Origin of the sequence: Hymenobacter frigidus, assembly GCF_014640435.1 — a bacterium.
Taxonomy (GTDB): domain Bacteria; phylum Bacteroidota; class Bacteroidia; order Cytophagales; family Hymenobacteraceae; genus Hymenobacter; species Hymenobacter frigidus.
Map to the genome: position 1 here is coordinate 24,417 of NZ_BMGY01000028.1, position 24,301 is coordinate 48,717.

Annotated in this window: 22 protein-coding genes; 8 read left to right on the forward strand and 14 right to left on the reverse strand. The window is 58.6% G+C overall.

What is annotated here, in order from left to right:
* Window positions 1-169 precede the first annotated feature (169 nt).
* On the forward strand, window positions 170-1,960 hold the full coding sequence (locus IEW17_RS14175) for an acyl-CoA dehydrogenase FadE (RefSeq protein ID WP_188562708.1): 1,791 nt from the start codon (window positions 170-172) through the stop codon (window positions 1,958-1,960).
* A 154-nt stretch (window positions 1,961-2,114) separates the two neighbouring features.
* Here IEW17_RS14175 and IEW17_RS14180 read toward each other — a convergent pair whose 3' ends face one another.
* Window positions 2,115-3,569 (reverse strand): hypothetical protein, encoded by a 1,455-nt coding sequence (locus IEW17_RS14180; protein WP_188562709.1) that lies wholly within the window; start codon window positions 3,567-3,569, stop codon window positions 2,115-2,117.
* A gap of 359 nt (window positions 3,570-3,928) precedes the next feature.
* Between IEW17_RS14180 and IEW17_RS14185 the strand changes: the two genes are divergently transcribed.
* Window positions 3,929-4,159 carry a hypothetical protein gene (locus IEW17_RS14185; protein WP_188562710.1) on the forward strand — a complete coding sequence of 77 codons (231 nt, stop codon included), beginning with the start codon at window positions 3,929-3,931 and terminating at the stop codon, window positions 4,157-4,159.
* Window positions 4,160-4,220: 61 nt separating this feature from the next.
* On the opposite strand, the gene recG is transcribed toward IEW17_RS14185, so the two are convergent.
* The 4 genes from recG to mutY all read right to left on the reverse strand — a co-directional run bounded on the left by recG (window position 4,221) and on the right by mutY (window position 8,891).
* Window positions 4,221-6,320 carry an ATP-dependent DNA helicase RecG gene (gene recG, locus IEW17_RS14190; protein ID WP_188562711.1) on the reverse strand — a complete coding sequence of 700 codons (2,100 nt, stop codon included), beginning with the start codon at window positions 6,318-6,320 and terminating at the stop codon, window positions 4,221-4,223.
* A 9-nt stretch (window positions 6,321-6,329) separates the two neighbouring features.
* Window positions 6,330-6,908, reverse strand: a complete 579-nt coding sequence (gene gldD / locus IEW17_RS14195) for a gliding motility lipoprotein GldD (protein WP_188562741.1) — start codon at window positions 6,906-6,908, stop codon at window positions 6,330-6,332.
* A 326-nt stretch (window positions 6,909-7,234) separates the two neighbouring features.
* Window positions 7,235-7,669: a single-stranded DNA-binding protein gene (locus tag IEW17_RS14200; protein ID WP_188562712.1), complete on the reverse strand. Its 435-nt coding sequence runs from the start codon at window positions 7,667-7,669 to the stop codon at window positions 7,235-7,237.
* A 139-nt stretch (window positions 7,670-7,808) separates the two neighbouring features.
* Entirely contained in the window at window positions 7,809-8,891 is a 1,083-nt protein-coding gene (gene mutY / locus IEW17_RS14205) for an A/G-specific adenine glycosylase (protein ID WP_229749010.1), read from the reverse strand.
* Between the two features lie 189 nt (window positions 8,892-9,080).
* Here mutY and IEW17_RS14210 point away from each other — a divergent pair, with 189 nt between their 5' ends.
* From IEW17_RS14210 to IEW17_RS14220, 3 genes are all read left to right on the forward strand, one after another.
* Window positions 9,081-9,389 (forward strand): HU family DNA-binding protein, encoded by a 309-nt coding sequence (locus IEW17_RS14210; RefSeq protein ID WP_188562713.1) that lies wholly within the window; start codon window positions 9,081-9,083, stop codon window positions 9,387-9,389.
* A gap of 147 nt (window positions 9,390-9,536) precedes the next feature.
* Entirely contained in the window at window positions 9,537-10,457 is a 921-nt protein-coding gene (locus IEW17_RS14215) for a tetratricopeptide repeat protein (RefSeq protein WP_188562714.1), read from the forward strand.
* 342 nt (window positions 10,458-10,799) lie between these two features.
* Window positions 10,800-12,404: an Rne/Rng family ribonuclease gene (locus tag IEW17_RS14220; protein ID WP_188562715.1), complete on the forward strand. Its 1,605-nt coding sequence runs from the start codon at window positions 10,800-10,802 to the stop codon at window positions 12,402-12,404.
* 118 nt (window positions 12,405-12,522) lie between these two features.
* Here the strand turns inward: IEW17_RS14220 and IEW17_RS14225 are convergent, their stop codons facing one another.
* A complete protein-coding gene (locus IEW17_RS14225) occupies window positions 12,523-13,215 on the reverse strand; it encodes a porin family protein (protein WP_188562716.1) in 693 nt (230 codons plus the stop codon).
* Window positions 13,216-13,295: 80 nt separating this feature from the next.
* On the opposite strand from IEW17_RS14225, the gene IEW17_RS14230 reads away from it, so the two are divergent.
* Complete coding sequence (locus IEW17_RS14230) at window positions 13,296-14,318, forward strand: gliding motility protein GldB-related protein (RefSeq protein WP_444542861.1); 1,023 nt, start codon at window positions 13,296-13,298, stop codon at window positions 14,316-14,318.
* 82 nt (window positions 14,319-14,400) lie between these two features.
* Window positions 14,401-15,609 (forward strand): glycosyltransferase family 4 protein, encoded by a 1,209-nt coding sequence (locus IEW17_RS14235; RefSeq protein ID WP_188562718.1) that lies wholly within the window; start codon window positions 14,401-14,403, stop codon window positions 15,607-15,609.
* 136 nt (window positions 15,610-15,745) lie between these two features.
* Here the strand turns inward: IEW17_RS14235 and nth are convergent, their stop codons facing one another.
* From nth to IEW17_RS14255, 4 genes are all read right to left on the reverse strand, one after another.
* Window positions 15,746-16,420 carry an endonuclease III gene (nth, locus tag IEW17_RS14240; protein WP_188562719.1) on the reverse strand — a complete coding sequence of 225 codons (675 nt, stop codon included), beginning with the start codon at window positions 16,418-16,420 and terminating at the stop codon, window positions 15,746-15,748.
* Between the two features lie 200 nt (window positions 16,421-16,620).
* Complete coding sequence (locus tag IEW17_RS14245; protein ID WP_188562720.1) at window positions 16,621-16,812, reverse strand: hypothetical protein; 192 nt, start codon at window positions 16,810-16,812, stop codon at window positions 16,621-16,623.
* Window positions 16,790-17,425: an RNA polymerase sigma factor gene (locus IEW17_RS14250; RefSeq protein WP_188562721.1), complete on the reverse strand. Its 636-nt coding sequence runs from the start codon at window positions 17,423-17,425 to the stop codon at window positions 16,790-16,792. Before IEW17_RS14250 ends, IEW17_RS14245 begins: the two co-directional genes overlap by 23 nt.
* Before the next feature lie 285 nt (window positions 17,426-17,710).
* Entirely contained in the window at window positions 17,711-18,115 is a 405-nt protein-coding gene (locus IEW17_RS14255) for a hypothetical protein (protein WP_188562722.1), read from the reverse strand.
* Between the two features lie 130 nt (window positions 18,116-18,245).
* Between IEW17_RS14255 and IEW17_RS14260 the strand changes: the two genes are divergently transcribed.
* Window positions 18,246-19,535 (forward strand): MFS transporter, encoded by a 1,290-nt coding sequence (locus tag IEW17_RS14260; RefSeq protein WP_188562723.1) that lies wholly within the window; start codon window positions 18,246-18,248, stop codon window positions 19,533-19,535.
* 46 nt (window positions 19,536-19,581) lie between these two features.
* Here the strand turns inward: IEW17_RS14260 and IEW17_RS14265 are convergent, their stop codons facing one another.
* From IEW17_RS14265 to IEW17_RS14280, 4 genes are read right to left on the reverse strand one after another with little or no spacing between them, the layout of a single operon-like run.
* Window positions 19,582-20,226, reverse strand: coding sequence for a nucleotidyltransferase family protein (locus tag IEW17_RS14265; protein WP_188562724.1), 645 nt, complete (start codon window positions 20,224-20,226; stop codon window positions 19,582-19,584).
* Entirely contained in the window at window positions 20,223-22,556 is a 2,334-nt protein-coding gene (locus tag IEW17_RS14270; RefSeq protein WP_188562725.1) for a xanthine dehydrogenase family protein molybdopterin-binding subunit, read from the reverse strand. Before IEW17_RS14270 ends, IEW17_RS14265 begins: the two co-directional genes overlap by 4 nt.
* 17 nt (window positions 22,557-22,573) lie before the next feature.
* Window positions 22,574-23,554 carry an FAD binding domain-containing protein gene (locus IEW17_RS14275; protein WP_188562726.1) on the reverse strand — a complete coding sequence of 327 codons (981 nt, stop codon included), beginning with the start codon at window positions 23,552-23,554 and terminating at the stop codon, window positions 22,574-22,576.
* A 9-nt stretch (window positions 23,555-23,563) separates the two neighbouring features.
* Window positions 23,564-24,205, reverse strand: a complete 642-nt coding sequence (locus tag IEW17_RS14280; RefSeq protein ID WP_229749011.1) for a (2Fe-2S)-binding protein — start codon at window positions 24,203-24,205, stop codon at window positions 23,564-23,566.
* Between the last annotated feature and the right edge of the window lie 96 nt (window positions 24,206-24,301).

The following is a 24,301-nucleotide window of genomic DNA, read 5'->3' on the forward strand; positions in this document are numbered from 1 at the left end:
TTCTGAAAGAACTAGAAAACCCCGCGCAACCGGGGTTTTCTTTCGGCAAAGTAGTAGGCACGCCTAACATTTTTTCTTATCTTGCAACACTAAATCGGCCGGCCCATTGTTTCGTTAATTAGTAGGCTAGCCTAACACTTTTCAACTCCACAATCTCATCCTAACCGTCATGGAAGTAACGCAACAAGCCAGCCTGAAGGGCGGCGAATTCATCATCAAGCCGACCGATGCGCAGAGCGTCTTCACCCCGGCCGACTTTACCGAAGAACAGATTATGATGCACCAGACCTGTCTGGACTTCGTAGCTGCCGAAGTGACCCCGCTGCTTGACCGCCTCGACAATCACGAGGAAGGCCTTATGCGCGGCCTGATGGAGAAAGCCGGCCAGCTCGGCCTGTTCGGTGTGAGCGTGCCCGAGCAGTTTGGTGGCCTCGACATGGACTTCCCTACCGCCCTGCGGGTGACAGAGGGCGTGGGCGGAGGCCATTCGTTCCCGGTGGCCTTTGCGGCCCACACCGGCATTGCCCTGCTGCCCATTCTGTACTTCGGCAACGACGAGCAGAAGGCCAAGTACCTGCCCGGCCTCACCGATGGCACGCTGATGGGCTCTTACTGCCTCACCGAGCCCGGCTCCGGTTCCGATGCGTTGAGCGCCAAAACCAAGGCCGTGCTGAATACGGAAGGCACACACTACGTGCTCAACGGCCAGAAAATGTGGATTACCAACGGCGGCTTTGCCGACGTATTCATCGTGTTTGCTCAGGTCGACGGCGATAAGTTCACCGGCTTTATCGTGGACCGCGACACGCCCGGCCTGAGCCTAGGCAACGAGGAGCATAAGATGGGCATTAAGGGCAGCAGCACGCGGCAGGTGTTCTTGTCCGATTGCACCGTCCCCAAGGAGAACGTGCTGGGCGAGATTGGCAAAGGCCACCTCATCGCCTTCAACGTGCTCAACATTGGCCGTATCAAGCTGGCCGCGGCTTGCCTTGGTGCCACCAAAATGGCCGCCACGCTGAGCGTGAAGTACGCCAACGAGCGGGTGCAGTTCAAGATGCCCATTTCGAAGTTTGGCGCGATTCGCTACAAGCTGGCGCAGCAGGCCATCCGCATCTACGCCGTGGAATCGGCTATTTACCGCGCCGGCTCCGACATCTACCGCATGGAGCAGCAGCTCATAGCCGAAGGCAAAGGCTCGAACGAAGCCCTGCTGGGTGCTGCCCGCGAGTTTGCCGTGGAGTGCGCCATACTGAAAGTAGAAGGCTCGGAAGTGCTTGACTACGTGGTGGATGAGGGTGTGCAGATTTACGGCGGCTACGGTTACTCGGCCGACTATCCGATGGACCGCGCCTACCGCGACTCGCGCATCAACCGCATCTTCGAGGGCACCAACGAGATTAACCGCCTGTTGGCCGTTGACATGATTCTGAAAAAGGGCTTGAAGGGCGAAATCGACCTGATGGGCCCCGCCCAGGCCGTGCAGCAGGAGTTGCTGAGCATCCCGAGCATGAGCCAGGACGAGGAAACCGGCCTGTTCAGCAAGGAGATGAAAACCATCGCCAACCTGAAAAAGGCTATTTTGATGGTAGCCGGTTCGGCTGTGCAGAAGTTCACCGCTACTCTCGCCAAGGAGCAGGAACTGCTGATGAACATTGCCGACATGTCCATTAAGGTGTACATCGCCGAAAGCACCCTGCTCCGCGTGGAGAAGGAGGCTTCATCGAAGGGTGAAGAGGCAATGGCCGTAGAAGCTGACATTGCCCGCGTGTACTTGTCCGATGCCGTGGACATCGTGGAGAAAGCTGGCAAAGACGCCATTGGCAGCATGGCTGAGGGCGACGAGCAGCGCCTGCTGCTCATGGGCCTCAAGCGCTTTACCAAAACCGAATTACTGAACGTGAAAGAGGCTCGTCGTCGCATCGCCGCTAAGCTGATTACGGCTAACGAGTACGCCGTCTGAACCGCAGATTTATCGGATTCGGCGGATTAGTCGGATTTTGTAGGTGACGAAAAGGGCCGCTCCCGATGGGGGCGGCCCTTTATCGTTGCGCTCTGCGACCTTCAGCGTTTCTTCTGCGCCCTCTGCGGGAACCGACGTTTGCGCTGCCAGAACGCTATTTTAACACAATCTTCTCCAGCTGCAAGGCTGCCGATTTTTTGCTCGGCCGGCTCACACCGATGATGGTTTTCTCATTAAGCCAAGCCGTGAAATCCTTCACGTAAGCCAGCTGCTGGTCGTCGGCCACGTTCAGCTTCAGGCGTTCGGGGGCGCTTACTACGCCGGTCTGGGCATTCACGCGCCGCAGGTACAGGTCTGATTTCTTGTTGATGTTTTCCAGCGTGAGGAGTTGTACGGTGCCGCCAAACACCGCTGCCCGGAAGCCAATGCCGGTATAGGAATCTACGGCCGGGGCCACCTGGTCTTTAGCTACGATGCTGTGCCAGGTGGGCGCGCCAAACTCGTTGTAGCCAAATACGTGCAGCTCGCGGGCGTGTACCGGAGCTTCGCTGCCGCCTTCTTCAAAATGCTTTTCGGCTACGACTACCAGCTGCTTTTCGGGAGTCAGGAGCATTTCGCCTAGGTAGATGTCGTCCAGTCGTTTTACGTCGAGCCCGCTGGCTTTGCCTACTTCGGTCAGGTAAGCCGGAGTGAAGCGGAATTCCGGGGAAAACTTCATGTCGCCGGTGCCGCTGAAATCGTATTTCACCACTTTCAGGCTGTAGTACTCGCCGGTGGCGTAGTCGGCGCACAAGGCGGCGGCGTAGAGGCGGCCGTCGTTTAAAACCGTGAATTTGGCATCGCGGATGGTGACCGGCCGGCCCCCGAAAGTGCCGCCTACCGGCACGCCCAGCACCTTGATTTCGGGTGATTTGCCGGCCGGGTAGCGGCGCACGGTTAGTTTCTTCATGCCGTCGCTTATCAGCGTCACGTACTGCGTGCCGTCGTTGGCTACGTGCACGGCGGGGGAGAAGAAGTCGCCCTGGTCGCGGAAATCATAGGCTTTTTCTTCCTGCTGCGCTAGGTTTTGGTCAAACAGCGTGGCCGCGATACTTTTTACCTGCTGCTCGCGGGTGAGGTAGCGGAAGGCCAGGAGGCGGGTGCCATCGGGCGAAATGGACACGCCCAGCCGGCGGTCGCGTGGGGCGGCGGTCATCACCACTTTGGCCGGGCCGCGCTGGCCGCTTTGCAGGTTCACGGGTACCACGGCCAGATTCTGGCCATTGTCATCTTTATGATGCAGCACCACCCAAGCCTGTTGCGGCCCACGCCCGAAAGCTTCCAGGGTTTCGCCGGGCGTGACCGGAATGGTAGTGCTCCACTGCTTTTTGAGGTCGGCATCGTAGCGCTCTACCGCGTAGCCGCCCGCGCTTTGGTGGGCCAGAATCACGAAGCCTGAGCCATCGGCCAGCGCTAGGGTCTTGCGGGGCACGCGCATGTCGTACCGGTCCGCGCCTTGTTCGGGCAGGTAGCTGAACGGGGTTGATTTTACTTTTTGGGCTGTAGCCGGAGCGATGCTACCCAGTATTGTCCAGCTTATCAGGCTAGTAAGTAAAACGCGCTGCAACATAAAATTTGGGATAGGTGGAAAATCAATGGATGGGCAAAATGGGCTCAGTACGCTCAAAAGTAAGCGTATTGGGGTTGCTGCGCGTTATAATCAGTCCTTGCCGACAGGAGAATTTTCGGGTTAGTTAACAAAAAAGTAGCCGAACCATAACACTCCCGTGGTCACTTCCGTACAGGAAATCCGTTTACTTCGTATATGCTCAGGAGCCTCAATCGGAGCTTCCTAAATAAAGCCCAAGAGTCACCAAATTCCGATTCTAACGGTTCTGCTTTGGCCGGGTATATTGGCCTTTTAAATGTTTTTCTTTAACAAACACAAGCTTCGGCTTAACTTTGCACCAGCAATTATCTATTATCGTTATGAAGTCAGTTCTCAAGTTTGCCCTTTTAGCATCACTTATCGTCACCGGTAAGCTTGTCAAGCAGCCCACTCAGGCAACTGTAAGGCAGTCAGTTGAAGCTAAAAGTGTTAATAATTCTACCTCCGTTGTTTTGGTGCATCAGGTGCTCACTTCTGAGCCGGTGAAACCGGCCCGGGAGCAGCTGCAGCCGCAGCAAAGCGGCAACGGACTAATCGCCGAGATGTTCTAGCCGAAAAATACCAACGACTTTTAATAAGGTCGTTTTTTTTTGCCCTGCGGGAAACAGATGCTTAGCTAATCCGGCTCCAGTTAACTGCCGAGGCGGGTAGGCTTTCGATGTGCCGCCGAATATTGCCGTTTTCCGGGCTGGCCAAATTGGGGTCTTCGCTTAGCAATAGCTGAGCGGCCGCCCGGCTTTCGCTCAGAATGCGGCCGTCTTTGGCCAGGTCGGCAATAAGCAGGTCGAGTACACCGCTTTGCTGGGTGCCCATCAGGTCGCCGGGGCCGCGCAGTTTCAGGTCGATATCGGCGATTTCAAAACCGTTGTTGGTTCGCACCATCGTTTCGAGGCGGGTGCGGGCGTCTTTGCTCAGCTTGAAGCCCGTCATCAGAATGCAGTAGCTCTGGTCGGCCCCGCGACCTACGCGGCCGCGCAACTGGTGTAGCTGCGAGAGCCCAAACCGCTCGGCGCTTTCTATCACCATCACGGAGGCGTTGGGCACGTTCACGCCGACCTCGATTACGGTAGTCGCTACCATAATCTGCGTTTCACGCTTAATAAAGCGCTGCATTTCGTAGTCTTTCTCCTCGGCTTTCATGCGCCCGTGCACGATGCTGATTTGGAACTCTGGAAAAGCCCGGCTCACGCTTTCATAGCCATCGGTCAGGTCTTTGTAGTCCATCGTTTCCGATTCCTCAATCAGCGGGTACACGATGTAGACCTGCCGCCCCAGCTTCACCTGGTCGCGGATGAATTCGAATACTTTCAGGCGGTTACCATCGAACCGGTGCACCGTTACGATGGGCTTACGGCCGGCCGGCAGCTCATCAATCACGCTCACGTCGAGGTCACCATACAGCGTCATGGCCAGCGTGCGCGGGATGGGCGTGGCCGTCATCACCAGCACGTGTGGGATGACGTGCGGGTTCTTCTGCCACAGCTTAGAGCGCTGCGCTACCCCGAAGCGGTGCTGCTCATCCATAATAGTCAGGCCCAGGTTGCGGAATTGCACCACGTCCTCTAGCAAGGCGTGGGTGCCCACCAGCATGTGCATAGAGCCATCACGCAGGGCCTCGTGTAGCACGCGGCGCTCGGCGGTGCGGGTGCTGCCCGTAAGCTTGCCAATTCGGATGCCCAGCGCGTCGGCGTACACTTTCAGGCCGGTGTAGTGCTGGTCGGCCAGAATTTCGGTGGGGGCCATGATGCAGCTCTGCGCGCCGTTGTCGGCTGCCATCAGCATGGAAATGAAGGCCACGATGGTTTTACCCGAGCCCACGTCGCCCTGCAACAGCCGGTTCATCTGCTGGCCAGTGCAAAAATCCTTGTAGATGTCGTGGATAACGCGTTTTTGCGCTCCGGTTAAATCGAAGGTGAGGTGGTTCTTGTAGAAGTCTACCAGCGTGGGCACCTGGTTGAAAATCTGGCCGGCCAGCGTCACCTTGCGCTGGTCGCGCTGCCGGAGCAGCTTGAGCTGCACGTAAAACAGCTCCTCAAACTTCAGCCGGAACTTGGCTGCCGCCAGCAGCTCGTTACTCTGCGGAAAGTGAATCTGCTGCAGCGCCTGGGCTTTGGACATCAGCGCGTACTGCTCAATCAAAGCCGGCGACAGCGACTCCACCACGTGGGGCAATGCCAGCTTCAGCAGCTCAGCCACCATGCGCATAATGGCCTTGCTGTCTACGCGGTGGTAGTTCTTGAGCTTTTCCGACGTGTTGTACATCGGCTGCAAATAGCTCTGGCCGGGCTTAGCCTCGGTTATTTCCTCCAATTCCGGATGGGCCATCTGCGGCCGGCCATTGAACATGGTGGGCTTGCCGAAAACGATGTATTCCTGGTTGTTGCGCGTGTACTGCTGCACCCACTTCACGCCCTTAAACCACACCAGTTCCAGTTCGCCGGTGCCGTCGCCCACCTTAGCCGTCAGGCGCTGCTTGGGCCCTTCACCAATCAGTTCCTTGCCGCGCAGCATGCCGCGCACCTGCACGTAGGGCAGGTCGTCGTTCAGGTCGGCCACGTTGTACACCTGCGTGCGGTCCAGGTACCGAAACGGATAGCGCTGAATCAGGTCGCCGTAGGTAAACAAGCCCAGCTCTTTGCCCAGCAATTGGGCCCGCTGGGTGCTGCCCACCGAGCGCAAATGTTCGAGCCGGGTATTGAAGAAATTGCTCATTCTTCGTGTCTACTTGTATTTCAGGGTGTTAAGCATCCGCACCATGTCGGCTTTCACGTACTCAATCACGGGAGCCAGCGAGTCGTTGGCCGTCGCCGTTCGGAAATACAGCGCCCCGCGCAGGAAATGGTGCGTGCTGTCGGTGGTGTAGAACTGAAACTGACTCGGTACCTCGCCCGACAACTCAAACACCGAGGCCCGCATGCCGCTGGGCATTTTCAGAATCCGCTCTTCGATGGCGGTAGCCTTGATTTCGTGTTTGCCCGTGAGCTTGCGTGCATCCTCCATCATTTTATTGTAGAGGCGGCGGTCGCGCTGCACGTCCATGTAGGTAATCTGTACGTTGGCCTGCAGCTTGGGATAATACACATTCAGCCAGTGCGGCTGCGCCATATAAGACGAGTCGCGTTTAATGACTGCTTCTTTGGAATACTCGAACTCATACGGGTGCCCGCCGCCCAGTACTTGGTAGCGATGCGCCGGCAAGTCAATGCGGTTGTAACCCTTGGGCTTAGGCGTAAAGTCGGGTGCCGCCGAGCAACTTGCCAGCAAAGCCAGCCCCACCAACAGGCCCGGAAATTTATTCAGTATCGACACCACGTATAGTTAGGCTGGAAACGCGGCACCACCGCCTTGGCTGGTGCCCCACACATCAAAGGTAACCTGTGCACCCGTGCCGGGCACAACGGAAAAAGCCCCGGACTGGTGCTCGTCCTTGCCCATATCTTTCTTTCGGTTTTGTGGCGATGCGTTGAGGGTGCTTTTTCACCAGTCAGCACCGCTTTGCCAACAGTGAAACGACCGGGTACACGTCCAAAAAAGCCCTCCCGGCCACATGGTCAGGAGGGCTTTAGAAATGTGGGTAGAGACCCGGACTGGTGCCAGGGCTTCAATTGAAAACAGATAATCCGCCGTTAAAACGGCAACTGGTCAAGTTCCGGCTCTTGCCGAAAGCTGTGCGCTGGGTCGGCCGCTACAGTGCCATTGGCCTCGCCTACCGGAGTGCCCGGACCCTGAGGCCGGCCGCCCAGCAACGAAATCTCATCGGCGATGATTTCCGTAATGTAGCGGGTCTGCTGGTCCTTGTCTTGGTACTGGCGCGTCCGCAGCTTACCCTCAATGTACACTTGCTGGCCCTTTTTGAGGTATTTGTCAGCCATATCAGCCAGGCCTCGCCACGCCGAAATGTTGTGCCACTCGGTGCGTTCTACCCGGGTGCCTTGCTTGTCTTTGTAATATTCGTTGGTAGCGAGGGTAAAATGAGCCACGCTCACCCCGCCTTCCAAATGGCGCACTTCGGGGTCTTTGCCCAGGTTACCTACCAAAATCACCTTGTTCACTCCGGCCATATCATTGCACGTTAGGAAATACAGAATTGAAAACGCCACTCGGCTCTTTCTGATTCAAAGATAATAAATTAAGTCGGGATAAAGCAATATTTTGCTAAAAATATCAGCCAGATATTCTAATGATATTAGGAGGAGTGAGCTACAGATTCTGGTTGCAATAGTTGTCAATCAGCTTAGGCTTGGGTAGCGCCTCAATCTCAGCAGCGGAATAGGCCCGCAGGCCCAAGTCGCGCAACGTAGCAGCGGGCAGCGGTTGCGCAAGGGCCAACGGGTGAAAGCGCGCCTCTAGCTTTTGGTGGCTTAATACGTGGCGATAAGTTGCGCTGGGTTCGGCAGCCTGGCTGGTATCGAGGCTGGCGCCAAGGGCATTGAGGTGGCGCAGCAGCTCCGCCGGCGGCAATTCGGGTACGGTGGTTTCGGCCAAAGCAAAGTCGTAGAGGCCCTGCCAAATATCCTTCTCCCGGCGCTCCCGCAAGTAGGTTTGCTCGCCGTGGCGCAGCACGAAGTAATGGAAATAGCGAGTGCGCGAGGCCTTGGCCTTGCTTTTTACTGGCAACAGGGCCACCTGCCCATGCTGAAACGCCCAGCACTGCTGCTGCAACGGGCAAAACAGGCAGTCGGGCTTGGCTGGCGTGCACTGCAGCGCCCCAAACTCCATGATGGCCTGGTTGAAATCGGCCGGAGTGGCTGCCGGAATGTGCTGGTCGGCCAGCGCCTGAAACTCTTTGCGAGAGCTGGGCGCGGCAATGTCCGAGTGCAGCCCAAAAACGCGGGCCAGTACCCGGTACACGTTGCCGTCGAGCACAGCCACGGCCTCATCAAAGGCGAAAGAGGCAATAGCCGCCGCCGTATACGGCCCTACTCCCCGCAACTGGAGCAAGCCAGCATAAGTAGTTGGAAAACGGCCATTATGGTCGCTCACTACCTGCTGAGCGGTGTGGTGCATGTTACGGGCCCGGGAATAGTAGCCCAAGCCCTGCCAATAGCGCAGTACCTCGGCCTCGGGAGCGGCCGCCAAAGCCTGCACGGTAGGATAGGCGGCCAGGAATGTTTCGTAGTAGGGGAGGCCCTGCGCCACGCGGGTTTGCTGCAGAATAACTTCGGACAGCCAGATGGCATACGGGTCGCGGGTATGCCGCCACGGCAAGTCGCGGTGATGCCGCGGATACCAGGTCAGAAGCGCGGCCGCCAGAAAGGATGGCTGAGGGTTGGATTTTGTCAAAATTTTGAAAGCGAATAATTTGGCCCAGGGGGTTGTTTCAACACCTGGGTTGGTAAAACGAAAAAAGGGGGCTACCTTTGTGGCCCGAATTCAAGGGCGAACCGCCTACCGGGCAAGGGCTTACGCTGGAATTCGGGGATTTTTTGCCCAAACAACGTATTTTTTTAACCACCTAAGTACCATACCAACGTGACGAAAGCTGAGGTAATCGCCGAAATCTCCACGAAGACCGGCATCGAGAAAGCTGATGTATTGATGACTGTTGAAGCCTTCTTCAAAGTCGTGAAGGATTCGATGACCGAGGGCCACAACATTTATGTACGCGGTTTCGGCTCGTTCGTAAACAAGAAGCGTGCTCGTAAAGTCGCCCGCAACATCTCGAAAAATACGTCGCTCATCATTGAGGAGCACTACATTCCGAGCTTCAAGCCATCGAAGACCTTCGTGGCAAAAATCAAAAACAGCAAGAAGGTGAAAGCCGTTGCGGCCAAAGCCTAATTTTGTAAGCAATTAAGTGTCTAGTGTTGAGCATGAGCTTGGTGATTGCCGAACTCGCTCAATGCTAGATACTTGCTACTGAATTTTCAGCCCGGCCGCCGGTGTCTTTTCCGAAAGGAAAAACCCGGCGGCCGGCTTTTCCAGCCCATGGCTATTTCCCGTTCCGCTACGCATCAATTGGTCGTCCTCGCCGCCGCACTCGCGCTGGTCGGGGGCTTATTTGTGTTGCCCAAGGGCATCATGAAGCCCAAGGAAAGCAAATCAGAGCTGAGCAAGGACGCGGCGGCTACTGCCAATCGCGATGGTGGCGGCAAGGCCACCAACGGCTCCAAAACAGAGGCGTCTTCTGGCCCTGTGCCGGCCACGGCCACCGAGAACAACGGTCCCGATGCCGCCCCGCACACTTCGGCTACCGCAGCCCAACGCCAGGAACTGGCGCGTTTGCTGGCTGAGTATGAGGCCGCCCCTAATGCAGCAGCTAAAGCCACAGTGGCTACCACCCTGGCCCGCCGCTACAACAGCGTGGAGCGGTTCGACAGCGCCGGGTATTACCTGGAGCAGGTGGCATTGGCTCGGCCCAGCGCCCAAAACTGGCAGCAGGCCGCCGATGCTTACTTCCAGGCGTTTAGCTTTGCGGCTACCGATGAGCGGGTGAAACTGCTCGGCGGCAAAGCCCGCGAGCTTTACACCAAGGTGCTGAAGGACGAGCCCGGCAACCTCGACGCTAAAACCAACCTCGGTATGGCCTATATGGCCTCCGAAAACCCCGTGCAGGGCGTAGCGCTGCTGCGCGAAGTGCTGGAAGCCGACCCCCGCAACGAGAAAGCCCTTTACAATATGGGTATCTTAGCGGTTCAAAGCAACCAGTTTGATAAAGCTGTGAAGCGGTTTCAGGATTTGGTGAAAGTCAATCCGAAGAACGTGAACGGCCAATTTTACCTTGGTGTAACTTTGGCCCGTACCGGAGCCAAAGAAGAAGCCAAGGCGGCCTTCCTGGCTGCCAAAAGCCTCAGCGCCGACCCGGCTCTGGCCGCTTCGGTAGACGAGGAAATTGCCAAATTAAAATAGTTTACGACACAAACAATCACCAACTTAACCCCCAAGCATCATGCCCTGCGGTAAAAAAAGAAAGCGTCATAAAATTGCTACTCACAAGCGCAAGAAGCGCCTGCGCAAGAACCGTCACAAGAAGAAATAAGCCTCACGGGGCGTAGCGGCGGCTGGCAGTTTTCCTAACGGGAAAGGAGCTAGTTGTCAATCTCTCACGTAGCCTCCCGGGTGTGGCTTACTGGGTGCTTTTCCCGTGGCTCGCGAGGGAAGCCAGAACCATCGGTTCTGGCTTCCCTTTGCTAGTTTTGGGGTAGTGCTTCGGTGAGTTAGCCCGCAGGTTACCTTAACTAAATCAACGCTTTGAGTAATGAATTAGTGATTAATTCTACTCAGGAAGGCGAGCGGATTGCGTTGTTGCAGGATAAGCGGCTCATTGAGTACCACTTTGACCGCAACGACACCAACTACTCAGTAGGCGACATCTTCCTGGGCACCGTGAAAAAGGTGATGCCCGGCCTGAACGCAGCTTTTGTAGACATTGGCTACGAAAAAGACGCGTTTTTGCACTACGGCGACCTTGGCGAACAATACCCTTCCCTCACCAAGTGGGCGCGTGGGGTACAGAACGGCCGGTCGGGTACTGGGCTGAACGACTTTAAGTTTGAGCCGGTACTTGAAAAAGTGGGCAAGGCCGAAAGCGTATTCAAGAAAGGTCAGCAAATGGTGGTGCAAATCATCAAAGAGCCGATTTCGACCAAAGGACCCCGCGTTAGCACCGACATTTCGATGGCCGGACGCTACCTCGTGCTGATGCCGTTTTCGAACACCATCAGCGTCAGCAAGAAAATTGTGAGCAAGGGCGAACGTGACCGCCTCAAGCGGCTCATCGCCAGCATCAAACCCGAAAACTTCGGGGTCATAATCCGCACTGTGGCGGAGGGCCGCGAAGTAGCCGAGTTGGATAAGGACATGCAGGACATGGTGGCGAAGTGGGAGCAACTCTCCACCACGCTACGCACGGCCAAGTCCAACGACAAAGTGCTGGGCGAACTCGGCCGTACATCGTCGATGCTCCGTGATATGCTCAACGAGTCGTTCGACAGCATCATGGTCGATGCTCCGACGATGTATGACGAAATGCGCGATTATCTCCAGAAAATTGCGCCCGATAAATTGGGTCTGCTAAAGCTGCACAACTCGAAAATTAAAATCTTCGAGCAAACGGGCATCGAAAAACAGCTTAAAACCCTGTTTGGCAAGACGGTGACTGTGCCCGGTGGCGGCTATCTCGTCATCGAGCATACTGAAGCTCTGCACGTTATCGACGTGAACTCGGGCAGCAAGAGCAACCAGGAAAACGACCAGGAAGCAACGGCGCTGATGATTAACATGCTGGCTGCCAAAGAAGTGGCTCGTCAGCTGCGGCTGCGCGATATGGGCGGCATCATTGTGGTCGACTTCATTGACATGCGCGCTGCTGAAAGCCGCAAGAAGGTGGAAGATGCCGTGCGCGATGTGATGAAGCTTGACAAAGCCAAGTACACCGTGTTGCCTATCACCAAGTTTGGTCTGCTGCAAATTACCCGGCAACGGGTGCGGCCGGCCGAAAACATCATCACCGGTGAGGTATGCCCTACTTGTGGTGGCACCGGTAAGATTTCGGCCTCCATCCAGGTTACGGATGATATTGATAACAGTATCGACGACCTGCTGGTGAACCAGAACCAATCGGGCATCACGCTGTCGGTGCATCCGTTCCTGCACGCTTACTACACCAAAGGGCTGGTTTCGCGCCAGATGAAGTGGTACCTCAAGTACTACAAATGGGTGAAAGTGGTGAAAGACAGCAGTTTGGGCCTCACCGACTACCGCATCGAAGACGAGCGGGGCGAGGAAATACAACTGCGCTCATCGGCTGCGGCCATGAGCCGTTTGCAGGACCGCGAAGTTGAAATCGTGGATTAAGAGAAGGAATTAAATCCTCGCTTCAGCAAAAAGCCCCAACTTCCGACGGAGTTGGGGCTTTTTGTGACCTGCTATTTATTTATATGGTGCCGCACTCGCAGTGCATTGGGCGTGATTATCAAAACTTGATGCCCAAATCGAGTCCGAACGAGCTGTTTTTTATAGTTACATCTGAAAAGCCGCGCTTGCTTTCAAAGTAACGGTCAATGTCGACCAGGCCGCGGTGGTAGCCGAGTCCAGCAAAAAGCTTCGTGCTTTTACCCAGCGTGTATTCGGCACCAGCTGCCACCAAAGCGTCGGCATCAAAGAGGTAGACGTAGTCGCTGCCCTTGTTTTCAGCGTTGGTGACGGGGTCCTTATAAAATTTGCTGCCGCTGATGCGCGTGCCGATGGGCACGTTCAGCGAGCCGCCCACCTGGAAGTAAAGGCGCGTAGCGGGGGCAATTTCGTTGGTAAAGAGTTTCACCGAAAGCGGAACTTGCAAGTATTGGGTGCTGATTTTCATCGAAACCGCAACAGGATTACCATTGCCGCTGCCGCTATTCAGGTAGTCGGTATAGCGGATGGTGCCCCCTTTGCCGGCCAGTTCCAGGCCCGTGCTAAAGGCGTAGTTTTCGCCAAAGAAATAATCAACAACCAACCCACCGCTAAAACCGAGTTGGCTTCCGTCGCTGGCAAAGCTGTTTTTGGAAGTTGATTCGGCTCGTAGGCTGGTAATGGACGGCGAAAGTTTCAGGCCAATTTCAACCTGGGCTGATGCAGTGCTGACCGAAGCTACCAGAGCTGCCAGGGCAAGGAATATTTTTTTCATGTGACGCGAATGAACGGATTAATTAGGGAAGGCACTAACCGGCGGTGGGTTTTGGCTAATTTTACCCAAAAGTAATGCGCGTGGACACGAATAATTTTGCCTGGCGGCGTTGGCTGCCCTTATTTCTTGGGCTCAGCCTAAGCCTGGGAGCTTGTAAAAGCGGCCCCGCCGACGGTTGCCGGCCCGATGCTGCTGCCGGGGCTCCGGCGGTAGCCATGCGGGTGCAACGCCTGGAACCGGTTCTCTTTGGGATAAAGACTCCGGCTGATGCCCAGCAGTTTATGGATGCGAACCGGACATTTGCCCGGTACTATTTGCAGCGCCAACCCGCCAATGAGAAAGAATTAGCAGGTGGCCTGCCGCAACTGGCTACTAATGCCGCCTTTCAGCAGTTAGGCCGCGAAACGGCCGCGGCTTTCCCAGACAGTGCCGCTCTCACCAAGGATTTGGGCGAACTGTTTCGGCGGGTGCACTATTACTTCCCCGATTTTCGGGTGCCGCCAACGGTGACGTATGTGAGCGGCTTCCTGAATAAGGATATTTACGTGAACGACAGCCTATTGGTACTGAGTCTGGATTGGTTTGTGGGTCCGAAAGCCAGCAAGCGACCTGACTTGCCGCAGTATATGCTGCGGCGCTACACGCCGGCTGGCCTGCTACCCATGCTGGCCCAGAACGTGTCGAGCAAATACAACCGCCACGAACTCACGGCCAATACTGTGCTCGATGCCATGGTGCACGCGGGCAAGGCTCTGTACTTCGCCAGCCAAGTACTGCCTTGCGCCTCCGATTCGCTGTTGATGGGCTACACCGGGCGTGAGCTGGCGGGCCTTAAAGATAACGAGGCGCGGGTGTGGGGACATTTTCTGGAGAAAAATCTGCTGTATGCCACCACGCCGTTTCTGCTTCAGAAATACGTAGGCGAGCGTCCCAATGTGCCCGAAATCGACAAAACGTGCCCCGGCCGGGTAGGGCAGTGGGTAGGCCTGCAAATAGTGCGCAAGTACGTGGCCGAGCACCCCGAAGTGAGCTTAGCGCGCCTGATGGGGGAAAAGGATGCCCAGCGCATGCTGAACGAGTCGCACTATCGACCAAAACGGTGACTGAGTGAATTAGTGGGTGACTGAGTGGAGGAATCACCTCAGCAAGTCACTCGCTCAGTTACTCGGTCATTCTTTGACTCCCATGCACATCGTCGTTTTTAGCCAGTACCATACCAGCCCCGACTGCCCGGCCACCAGCCGGCACTACACGCTGCTGGCGCACATGGCCAAAACGCACCGGGTAACCCTGCTGACCACGCCCGCCTGGCGTGGGCAACAACTCGCGCAGGAGTTTCCGTGGGTGCCGGCGGGGGTAGAAATCCGCGAGGCGCAGGTAGCCTACGACAACAAAATGGGGACCGCCCGGCGGGCGCTGGCATTTGCGCAATACGCCGCTTGGGCCGTGCGCGAAGGCTTGCGAATTGACAAGCCCGATGTGGTTTGGGGCATCAGTACGCCACTGACGGCGGCGTGGGCGGCGGCGCAGGTCGCGCGGTTCCGCCGCGTGCCGTGGGTGTTTGAGGTGCAGGATTTATGGCCGTCATTCCCGATTGCGATGGGGGCGGTGCCCACGGCGCTGGCTCGGCGGCAGCTTTATCAGTTGGAAAAACGGCTGTATAAAAGCGCGGCTCACATTCTGCCGCTCTCGCCTGATATGGCGCGCTACGTGACTGATTTGGGCATTGCGCCTGAAAAAGTGACCACCGTGCTCAACGGCACCGACCTGGAACTGGCCGCCCGCGCCACGCCTGCGGTGGTTGAGAACCTGCGGCGAGCACAGGGGCTGACTGGTAAGCAAGTTATTTTGTATGCAGGTGCCTTCGGGCGGGCCAATGGCATTCCGGAGCTGGTAGCGGCTGCGGAAACAATGGCTGCCGCCGATACTAATGCCGTGTGGGTATTTCTGGGGCACGGCTTTTACGAGCCGCTGATTGCAGCGGCAGCGGCGCGGTGGCCGGCGCATATCCGACTGGTGGGCGGGCAGGCGCGGCACCAGGTTTTCGGTTGGTTTGCGTTGGCCGAGGTGTCGGTGGTTTCATTTTTGGGCTTGCCGGTGCTTGATGCTAACTCTCCGGCCAAGCTCTATGATTCGCTGGCGGTGGGCACGCCGGTAATCGTCACTAATCGTGGCTGGACCAAGGCGCTGGTGGACGAGCATGGGTGCGGCTGGTACGTGCCGGCCGGCAATGTAGCCGCACTGGTGGCGCAGTTGCAAAGCCTCCTGGAACAGCCCGAACAGGTAGCAGCAGCCGGCCTCAATGGTAGGCGGCTGGCAGAGCGGGAATTCGACCGGCAGCAGTTAGCCCAACAAGTGCAGCAAATACTGGAGGCCGCAGCTCAGCAGGCATAAAAGAGTGATGCGCATTACAGTTTAACAAGCAGCGTTTTGTGGTTGGTAGTGCCGCGCTTATACTGCCATGTGCGGCCGTCTGCATCGGACACATTTGTAACGGCTAGAATGGGGCCGTCAGGCTGCCATTGCAAGGCTAAGCGGCCGCTATTTTTTTGGCAGTTGGTACCACTGCATTCTTCGCGAAGTAGGCGCAGCTGGGGGCCAGCGGGCAGATGCCGCACTTGGGCGTGCGGGCCACGCAGACGTAGCGGCCGTGCAAAATGAGCCAGTGGTGGGCTTTGGCAATCAGTTCCTGCGGAATGTAGCGGACCAATCCTTTCTCCACGGCCAGCGGAGTGGTGGCAGTTTTGGGCACGAGCCCGATGCGGTGTGATACCCGGAAAACGTGGGTATCGACGGCCATTGCGGGCTGGTTGTAGATGACGGAAACCACCACGTTAGCCGTTTTGCGGCCCACGCCGGGCAGGCGCTGCAACTCGTCAATCTGGCTCGGTACTTCGCCCCCAAACTCCTCGGTGAGCATGCGGCCCAAGCCGGCCAGGTGCTTCGCCTTGTTGTTGGGATAAGAAACGCTGCGGATGAAGGGAAAAATGTCATCGGCCGTGGCCGCACCCAAGTGGGCGGCCGTGGGAAATTCGGCCAGCAGGGCCGGCATCACCAGATTCACGCGCTTGTCGGTACACTGGGCGCTGAGCACCACGGCCACAATTAATTCATAGGGGCTGCGGTAGGCCAGCTCGGTTTTGGGCTCCGGAAAATTGGTGGTGAAGTAGTCGAGGAAGTGACGAAACCGGTCGGCGCGGAGCATGCGGAGTGGAGATAAACAGGCGGAAATAAAACGGTCATGCTGGACTTGTCGAAGCAGCGCGACCACAACAGTACTCCCATCAATTGGGTTAGCCACTGCTGTTACGATGCGTCGACAAATCCAGCATGACCGGACTTCTAAAGACGTAAGCTATGCTTTCCGCCGCGCGCGGAGCGGCAGCAATAGAAAGATAAACGGGCTTAGGACCTGGCTAAAAAAGTGCGCGAGTAGCGCAAAATGGCCTCGGAAGTTTCGGGCCGGGGCTCGCGACGGACACCGTCGAGCGCCCGCTGGGCCAAAAGGAGGTCGGCACAGCTGGCGGCCAGGTCGGGGTCGTGCTGCAGGGCCTCTTCTACCTCGCGCTGCCTTTCAGCCGGCAATTCGTTGTACACATACTGGAGTAGTGTCGAATGGGGTAAGGTTTGAATCATAATAAGGATGGTTGGCGGTCATCTTTTTCCGCAGGTTAATCAGCGCATAGCGCATCCGGCCCAGGGCCGTGTTGATGCTCACGCCGGTTGCGTCGGCAATTTCCTGAAAGCTCATATCCCCGTAGTGGCGCATCAGCAATACCTCCTTTTGAGCGGCGGGCAGTTGCTGAATTAACGCCCGAAGGCGCGTATGGGTTTCTTCGCGGGACAGAATATCGTCCGGGCCGTCGTCGGCGATGGTAAGGGTATTGGCGAGGCGGTCGTTGTCGGTGAGGCTGATGTGGGGCATCCGCTTGCCGCGCCGGAACGAATCGATGGCCAGGTTGTGGGCAATGCGGCAAATCCAGGGGGCAAACTTGCCCTCTTCGTTGTAGCGGCCACTCTTCATGGTGTGAATGGCCTTGATGAAGGTGTCCTGCAACAGGTCCTCGGCCACGTCCTCGTCGCGCACGATGAGGAGGATGGTCGTGAACGCACGACTGCGATGCCGCTCCAACAGGATGGCGAAGGCGGATTCCTGGCCAGCCAGGTAGAGCGAGATGAGCGCGGAGTCGCTCGGTTGCAAGAGGTCCATAAAGGGCTACGGATGAGGGGAACGTAGAGCTTTAGGCCATAGTATGCAGTTACCGAGAAAAAAACTGGGGGAGCGACGAATGCGGGTGTGTTAAACCCCGCTACTATCGGACCAAATGTAGAGCGAGGGAATGAATATCTGCAACAGAGGAAAGCGAAAAAAGACAAAATCTTTTTGCTTCCAAGGAGCAACCTTCCTCAAAACTTCATCCAGACCACTTTTTGTAATCCTGAAGGAATAAAAAAAGTAAAAAAAGTTTCAATTGCCGAAAAAAATCCCCCTCTTCTATTGGGCTAACCACCGATAGGCAACAGCTTCATCGGTAAAAAGCGAGGTAAAATAGCTTGAATCGGGCCGTACAGCAGTGCTGATGACCGCCACCGAGCTATCGGACTGGCCGTGGGCAGCCCGCAGCGGTGAAATCAGAAAGGCAATGCGCACGGGATTAGCGTAGCGGCCGACGAGCTGGGGGAAAAAATCGGCGTTCATCCAGGTCGTAAGCGCGGGCGAGGCCAGTTCCTCGCGGCGGCGCAGGTCGAGCAGCCAGCGCCAGCAGCCCAGCTCATCGGCGGCGGCCAGGATGGCGAAATAGCCAGTTTGCAGCTCAATAGGCGTGATTTCGCGCTGCCAGCGGGCCACGATGGCCGGGAGGTCGGGGCGGGGCGTTATTTCCAGGCCGTGGGAGTGCATTGTTTGGGGCTGCGCGGGCAGTGAAAAGGAAAGGTGCAATGTAGGCCAAACCCACGGCTAAGCCAAACGGCCGACGGGTGGCCCGGGCTACCTTTGCCACTGGCCGCCGCACCGGCGGTTTTTGCGCGCTATGCTCCCATCTGCTGATTCCTCGCCGGCCCACGACCCGTACGCGGCCCTTCGTATTCCTGATTTTCGTCGGCTGGTGTCGGCCCGGGTGCTATTCACCGTCGCCAGCCAGATTCAGGGTGTGGTGGTGGGCTGGCAGATTTACGAACTCACCAACAACCCGCTGGCTTTGGGTCTGATTGGCCTGGCCGAGGCCATTCCGAGCATCGCGGTGTCGCTCTATGCCGGGCACGTGGCCGATTCGGTGCCGCGCAAGCGCATCATCGTGCCGACGATGATAGTGCTGTTCCTGTGTTCGCTGAGCTTGTTTTTATTGACCCGGCCGAGCGGCATGGCGCTGTTTGCCAACCAGCAGGTGCTCGCTTTTCCGCTGTATGTGGTGATGCTGTACGCGGTGCTGTTCGTGAGTGGCATTGCGCGCGGGTTTCTGGGTCCGGCGGTGTTCTCCTTCATGCCGCAGCTGCTGCCCAATCGGGCGTTGCTCTCGAACGCGGTGACGTGGAATTCGAGCAGCTGGCAGGCGGCGGCGGTGCTGGGGCCGGCCATTGGCGGGCTGCTGTTTGCCAAAATGGGCAAGGGCTTCGCCTATGGCATTGATTCGGGGCTGATGCTGCTCTCGCTTCTGCTGTTTCTGAGCATTGCCGGCCGGGCGCTGCCCACCCGGGAGGGCGAACAACTGAACTTGGGCGAGAGTATTCTGAGCGGCGTACGCTTCATTTTTGCCAATCAGATTGTGCTGGCGGCGCTGTCATTGGACCTGTTCGCCGTGCTCTTTGGTGGGGCGGTGGCGCTGTTGCCCATCTTCGCCAAGGATATTCTGCAAACCGGGCCCGACGGACTGGGCTACTTGCGGGCCGCCCCGGCCGTGGGCTCGGTGCTGATGGCCGTGTGGCTCACCTATTCGCCCATGAAGCGCGGTGCGGGGCGCAAACTGCTGTGGGCCGTGGCGGGCTTCGGACTCGCTACTATTGGGTTTGCCCTGTCGAAAAGCTTCGCGCTGTCGCTGTTCCTGCTGTTCCTGACGGGGGTGTTCGACTCGGTCTCGGTCATTGTGCGCTCTACGCTCATCCACACCTACACGCCGGAGTATATGAAGGGTCGGGTGTCGGCGGTAAATAACATCTTCATCGGTTCCAGCAATGAGATTGGGGGCTTTGAGAGCGGCGCGGCGGCCAAGCTCATGGGCACGGTACCCAGCGTGGTATTTGGCGGCCTGATGACGCTGGTGGTGGTGGCCGTGACGGCCTTAAAGGCCGACAAGCTGCGCAAGCTGGAGTCGGGCACGAAGTAGAAGTATCCTTGAATACGGCCAACCGCCGATGGCGAAGGCCACCGCGTTATTCGAGCGACCCTTGCAGCAGGGCCGTGTACTGCGCGGGCGTGTCCACATCGAGCAAACCGGCCGGAAACGCTACCTGCCCCACGGCCGCGCCTAGCCGCGCAATGAGGCGGCCAGCTCCCTGCGCGCCTTGCAGCTTCAGCAGCTCAGGCAGCAAAGATTTATCAAAAATAGCGGGTACCCCCAGTGTTTCGCCGTAGGCTGCGGCCACAATGGGGGCCTGGGTCGCTTGCTGCTGCACGATGAGCTGCTGGAGCAGCTCAGGCGTCACCAGTGGCTGGTCGGTTAGCATGACGAGCACGGCGCGGGGCGCGGCCGCTGCCACGGCAGCCAGGCCTGCGCGGATAGACGAGGCCATGCCCGTTTCCCAATCGGGATTACGCTCGGCCAGGATGGGTAGGCCCACGATTTCTGCCAGCAATTCATCGTGCAGGGCCCCGGTGACGAGGACGATGGGCGCACAGCCCGCGGATACGGCCGTTTCGGCGGCGTGGCGCAACAGGGTGCGGCCGTGGTAGGGCAGTAGCTGCTTGGGCCGGCCCATGCGGGTGGAAGCCCCAGCGGCCAGCAACAGCAGCGCCACCGCCCCGGACGGTTCCGGAACGGTGGCGCTGGCTTTGATTGATGCAAGAGTGGACGTCACACCGATTTGGTGCCCAGTATTTTATCGGGCGTAATGGGTAGCTCGCGCACGCGCTTGCCGGTGGCATGGAACACGGCATTGGCCACAGCAGCGGCCACGCCCACCGTCGAAATCTCGCCAATTCCTTTCACGCCCATGGCATTGATGTAAGGGTCGTGCTCTTCGATGAACTCCACGGTCATGTCCGGGATGTCGGCATTCACGGGGATGTGGTAGTCGGCCAGTGAGGCGTTGGTGTAGCGGGCCAGGTTTTGGTCGCGCACGGTGCCTTCCATCAGCGCCGCGCCAATACCGAAAACGCTGCCGCCGATAATCTGGCTGCGGGCAGTTTTAGCGTTGAGAATGCGGCCGGCCCCGTGCACGCTCACCCAGCGCGTAACGCGCACGGTGCCGAGGTCGGGGTCGACCTGCACTTCGCAAAAATGCGCGCCGAAGGAGTGCATGGAGTGGTGGGCGGCCTCGTCCTTTTTGGCGGGGTCGGCGTTGGCGGCGGCCTGGGCATCTTCGTAGCCGCTGCCGTAGCGGCCCTGGCCGTTGCCTTCCACATCGGCCATGTCGGCGCGCTTCATCAGGGCGGCGAAATCCTCGCCTTTTTTCGGGTCGGCTTTCAGCTGCAAGCGGCCTTGTTTGGCCTCCACATCGGTAAGCTTGGCGCGGTAAAGGGGCGACTTTTTATCGAGCACCGCCACCTTGATGAGCTTCTGCCACAGGTCCTGCACGGCCATGTAGACCGATGAGGACACCGTGCCCGCCGCCACCGAGCCGCCCGAGTTGGGGGCCGTGGGCAGCTTGGTGTCGCCGAGCTCGAACCGGACTTTCTCCACGGGCAGGCCCAGGGCATCGGCCGCTACCTGGGTCATCACGGTGTAGGTGCCGGTGCCGAGGTCGGTCGCGCCGGACTGCACCACGGCATGGCCGTCGGCGTAGAGGCGGGCGCGGGCAGTGCCCTGTGAATTGTGGACCGGGTAGCTGGCCGTGGCCATGCCCCAGCCCACCAGCAGGCGGCCGTTGCGGGTGGCTCCGGCCTTGGGATTGCGCTTGCTCCAGCCGAAGAGCTCGGCCCCGCGGGCGTAGCACTGCTTCAGGCTCTTGCTGCTCCACGGCTGGCCGGTGCTGGAGTCTTTTTCAGCGTAGTTAAGCAGGCGGATTTCAACGGGGTCGATGCCCAGCTGATACGCCAAATCATCCATCGAACTCTCAATGGCGAACGAGCCCGGCGCCTCGCCGGGGGCGCGGGTAAAGGTCGACGTCATCACATTGGCCCGGGCCAGCTGATACGAGGCCTCGAAATTGGGGCACTCATAGAGCATATTGACGATTTTGCTGTTAGACTCCGCGTAGTTGTCCCAAGGCGAGGTGGTGGAGGTTTTCTCGTGGATGAGTGCCGTCAGCTTACCTTCTTTGGTCGCCCCCAGGCGTAGCGTTTGGGTCTGGTCTTCGCGGTGGCCCATGCTCGTGAACATCTGCGGGCGGGTAAGCGCCAGCTTTACCGGACGGCCCACGAATTTGGCGGCCTGTACCGTAAGGATGGTGTGCGGCCAGCACGAGCCTTTGCAGCCAAAGCCGCCGCCGAGGTACTTCGTGACCACTCGCACCTGCTCGGTTGCGAGGCCCAGCATGGTGCTCAGCGCCTTTTGGGTGCGCGTCACGCCCTGGGTCGACTCATACACCGTGAGGCGGTCAGGCGCTTCCCAATGGGCGGTGGTCGCGCCGGGCTCCATCGGGTTGTGGTGGTTGGTGGCGTGGGTGTACTTGTGGGTGAGCTGGATGGGAGCCGCCGCGAAGGCCGCCTGGGCATTGCCGCGCACCACATGAGCCTGGGCCTTGCCGTCCTGAATTTTGGTGGGGTCAAACAGCTGGGCCCTGGGGTCTTCGTAGGAAGCCAGGGGTTTTTCGGCGGCTACCTGCACTTTCAGCAGGGCAGCAGCGTACTGGGCCCGCTCCAGCGTATCGGCCACCACCACGGCCACGGGCTGGCCGGCGTAGTGAATCTGGTCGTCGGTGAGTGGCAGGTAGCCCATGGGCGCACCAATGGCCTTCTTGCCTTCGGCATCGTTGGGCGTTTTAGCCAGCTTGGGTAGGTTTTGATGCGTGATGATGGCCAGTACGCCCGGCTGCTTCATCGCGGCCGTGGTGTCGAAACCGGTGATGCGGCCCTTGGCCACGTCGCTGGTTTTGAGCACGGCATGCACCAAGCCCGGCAGGTTGTTGAACTCGGCCGAATACCTGGCCCGGCCCATCACCTTGTCCCGGCCGTCCACGCGGTTCAGCGGCTGCCCCACCACACCGGCGGTAGGGTTGGTTTCGAAAAATTTTGGTTCGGTATCCATAGGGAGCGATATGAGGGTTACGCCACTTTCAGCAGTGCCTGCACCAGCGTGTTCTGCGCCAGCTCCACCTTGAAGCGGTTATCATCACGCGGCTGGGCTCCGCGCAGGGCGGCGGCGGCGGCGGCCCGGAAAGTGGCTTCCGTAGCGGGCGCACCGGTCAGTACTTTTTCGGCTTCGGGGCTGCGCCAGGGCTTGGTGCCCACGCCGCCCAGCGCCACCCGGGCCGAGCGGATGATGCCGCCCTGCACATCGAGCCCCACTGCGGCCGAGGCCAACGCATAGGCATAGCTGGCGCGCTCGCGCACCTTGAGGTAGGTAGAACGGCGGGCATGGGCGGCGGCCGGAATGGTCACGGCTACAATCAGCTCGCCGGGCTCCAATACAGTTTCGCGCTGGGGCGTTTTGCCGGGCAGCACGTAGAATTCGGTTACGGGCACGCGGCGTTGCTTGCCCTTGGCGTTTTCCAGGGTTAGTACTGCATCCAGCGCCGCCAAGGCTACTGATAAGTCGCCGGGGTAGGCGGTAGCGATGCAGGCATCACTCGTGCCCAGAATGGCGAGGTTATGATTGTCGCCTTCCAGGGCCGGGCAGCCAGAGCCGGGCACGCGCTTATTGCACGGAAAGGCCGCGTCGCGGAAATAGCCGCAACGGGTGCGCTGCAAAATATTGCCCCCGATGCTGGCCATGTTGCGCAACTGGGGCGAGGCCGCCAGCAGCAGCGACTCCGATACGGCCGGGTACTGCTGCAGTACCAGCGGGTGCTCGCCCACGTCGCTCATGCGCTCCATGGCCCCGATGCGCAGCCCGTCGCTCGTTTGCTCAATGCCTTTGAAGGGCAGCGCGTTGATATCTACCAGCTGCGGGTGTTCTGCCAAATGGGCCTTCATCAAATCGAGCAGCGTGGTGCCGCCCGCGATGTACGCCGCCTGGGGCGTGGCCTGCCGGATGCCGGTGGCTTCTTTGGCCGAATTGGCCTGGATGTAGCTGAAGTTGTTCATGGCAGGGGACTAGGACTTGAAACCGCTTTTCTCGACCTGCCGGATGGCGGCCACGATGTTGGGATAAGCCCCGCAGCGGCAGAGGTTGCCGCTCATCCATTCGCGGATGTCGGCGTCGGTTTTGGCGTGGCCTCCTTTCAGGCAGGCCACGCCCGACATGAGCTGGCCCGGCGTGCAGTAGCCGCACTGAAAGCCGTCGTGCTCAATAAAGGCCTGCTGCAGTGGGTGCAGCTCCTCGCCCTTGGCCAGCCCTTCCACAGTGGTTATTTCTTTGCCCTGCACCATCACGGCCAGGGTGAGGCAGCTGTTCACGCTGCGGCCGTCAACCAGCACGGTGCAGGCCCCGCACTGGCCGTGGTCACAGCCTTTTTTCGAGCCGGTGAGGTCCAGCTGTTCGCGTAAAGCATCGAGCAGCGACACCCGCGGCTCGGCTTGAATGGTACGTACGGTGCCGTTCACCTTCAGGCGCATCTCACTCACGCCCTCCACCTTCTTCGACATGGCGGTGAGGCGCTCGGCCTGGCTGATGAGCGGCGGAGCCAGGGCCAGCCCCAGCAGTCCGGAGGCTTGCTTGATAAAGCTGCGGCGGCTGTCCTGCGGGACGGGGCCGTCGGGCTGCGCGGCAGAATCGGGCGTGTTGGTATCCATCATAGCGATAAGGGGCTGAATTGAGAAAGCTAACCGGCCCAACGGCCTTTGGTTGGGCTGGCAGCACAGCCAGCGTTGCTGGGTTTAACTACTTGTGTA

Coding starts and splice junctions, on each gene's coding strand:
- IEW17_RS14270 (WP_188562725.1), bottom strand. CDS start 22,556: ATGGATACCGAACCAAAATTTTTCGAAACCAACCCTACCGCCGGTGTG.
- IEW17_RS14260 (WP_188562723.1), top strand. CDS start 18,246: ATGCTCCCATCTGCTGATTCCTCGCCGGCCCACGACCCGTACGCGGCC.
- IEW17_RS14235 (WP_188562718.1), top strand. CDS start 14,401: ATGCACATCGTCGTTTTTAGCCAGTACCATACCAGCCCCGACTGCCCG.
- IEW17_RS14175 (WP_188562708.1), top strand. CDS start 170: ATGGAAGTAACGCAACAAGCCAGCCTGAAGGGCGGCGAATTCATCATC.
- IEW17_RS14250 (WP_188562721.1), bottom strand. CDS start 17,425: ATGGACCTCTTGCAACCGAGCGACTCCGCGCTCATCTCGCTCTACCTG.
- IEW17_RS14255 (WP_188562722.1), bottom strand. CDS start 18,115: ATGCACTCCCACGGCCTGGAAATAACGCCCCGCCCCGACCTCCCGGCC.
- nth (WP_188562719.1), bottom strand. CDS start 16,420: ATGCTCCGCGCCGACCGGTTTCGTCACTTCCTCGACTACTTCACCACC.
- IEW17_RS14180 (WP_188562709.1), bottom strand. CDS start 3,569: ATGTTGCAGCGCGTTTTACTTACTAGCCTGATAAGCTGGACAATACTG.
- IEW17_RS14225 (WP_188562716.1), bottom strand. CDS start 13,215: ATGAAAAAAATATTCCTTGCCCTGGCAGCTCTGGTAGCTTCGGTCAGC.
- IEW17_RS14185 (WP_188562710.1), top strand. CDS start 3,929: ATGAAGTCAGTTCTCAAGTTTGCCCTTTTAGCATCACTTATCGTCACC.
- IEW17_RS14280 (WP_229749011.1), bottom strand. CDS start 24,205: ATGATGGATACCAACACGCCCGATTCTGCCGCGCAGCCCGACGGCCCC.
- IEW17_RS14215 (WP_188562714.1), top strand. CDS start 9,537: ATGGCTATTTCCCGTTCCGCTACGCATCAATTGGTCGTCCTCGCCGCC.
- IEW17_RS14275 (WP_188562726.1), bottom strand. CDS start 23,554: ATGAACAACTTCAGCTACATCCAGGCCAATTCGGCCAAAGAAGCCACC.
- recG (WP_188562711.1), bottom strand. CDS start 6,320: ATGAGCAATTTCTTCAATACCCGGCTCGAACATTTGCGCTCGGTGGGC.
- IEW17_RS14200 (WP_188562712.1), bottom strand. CDS start 7,669: ATGGCCGGAGTGAACAAGGTGATTTTGGTAGGTAACCTGGGCAAAGAC.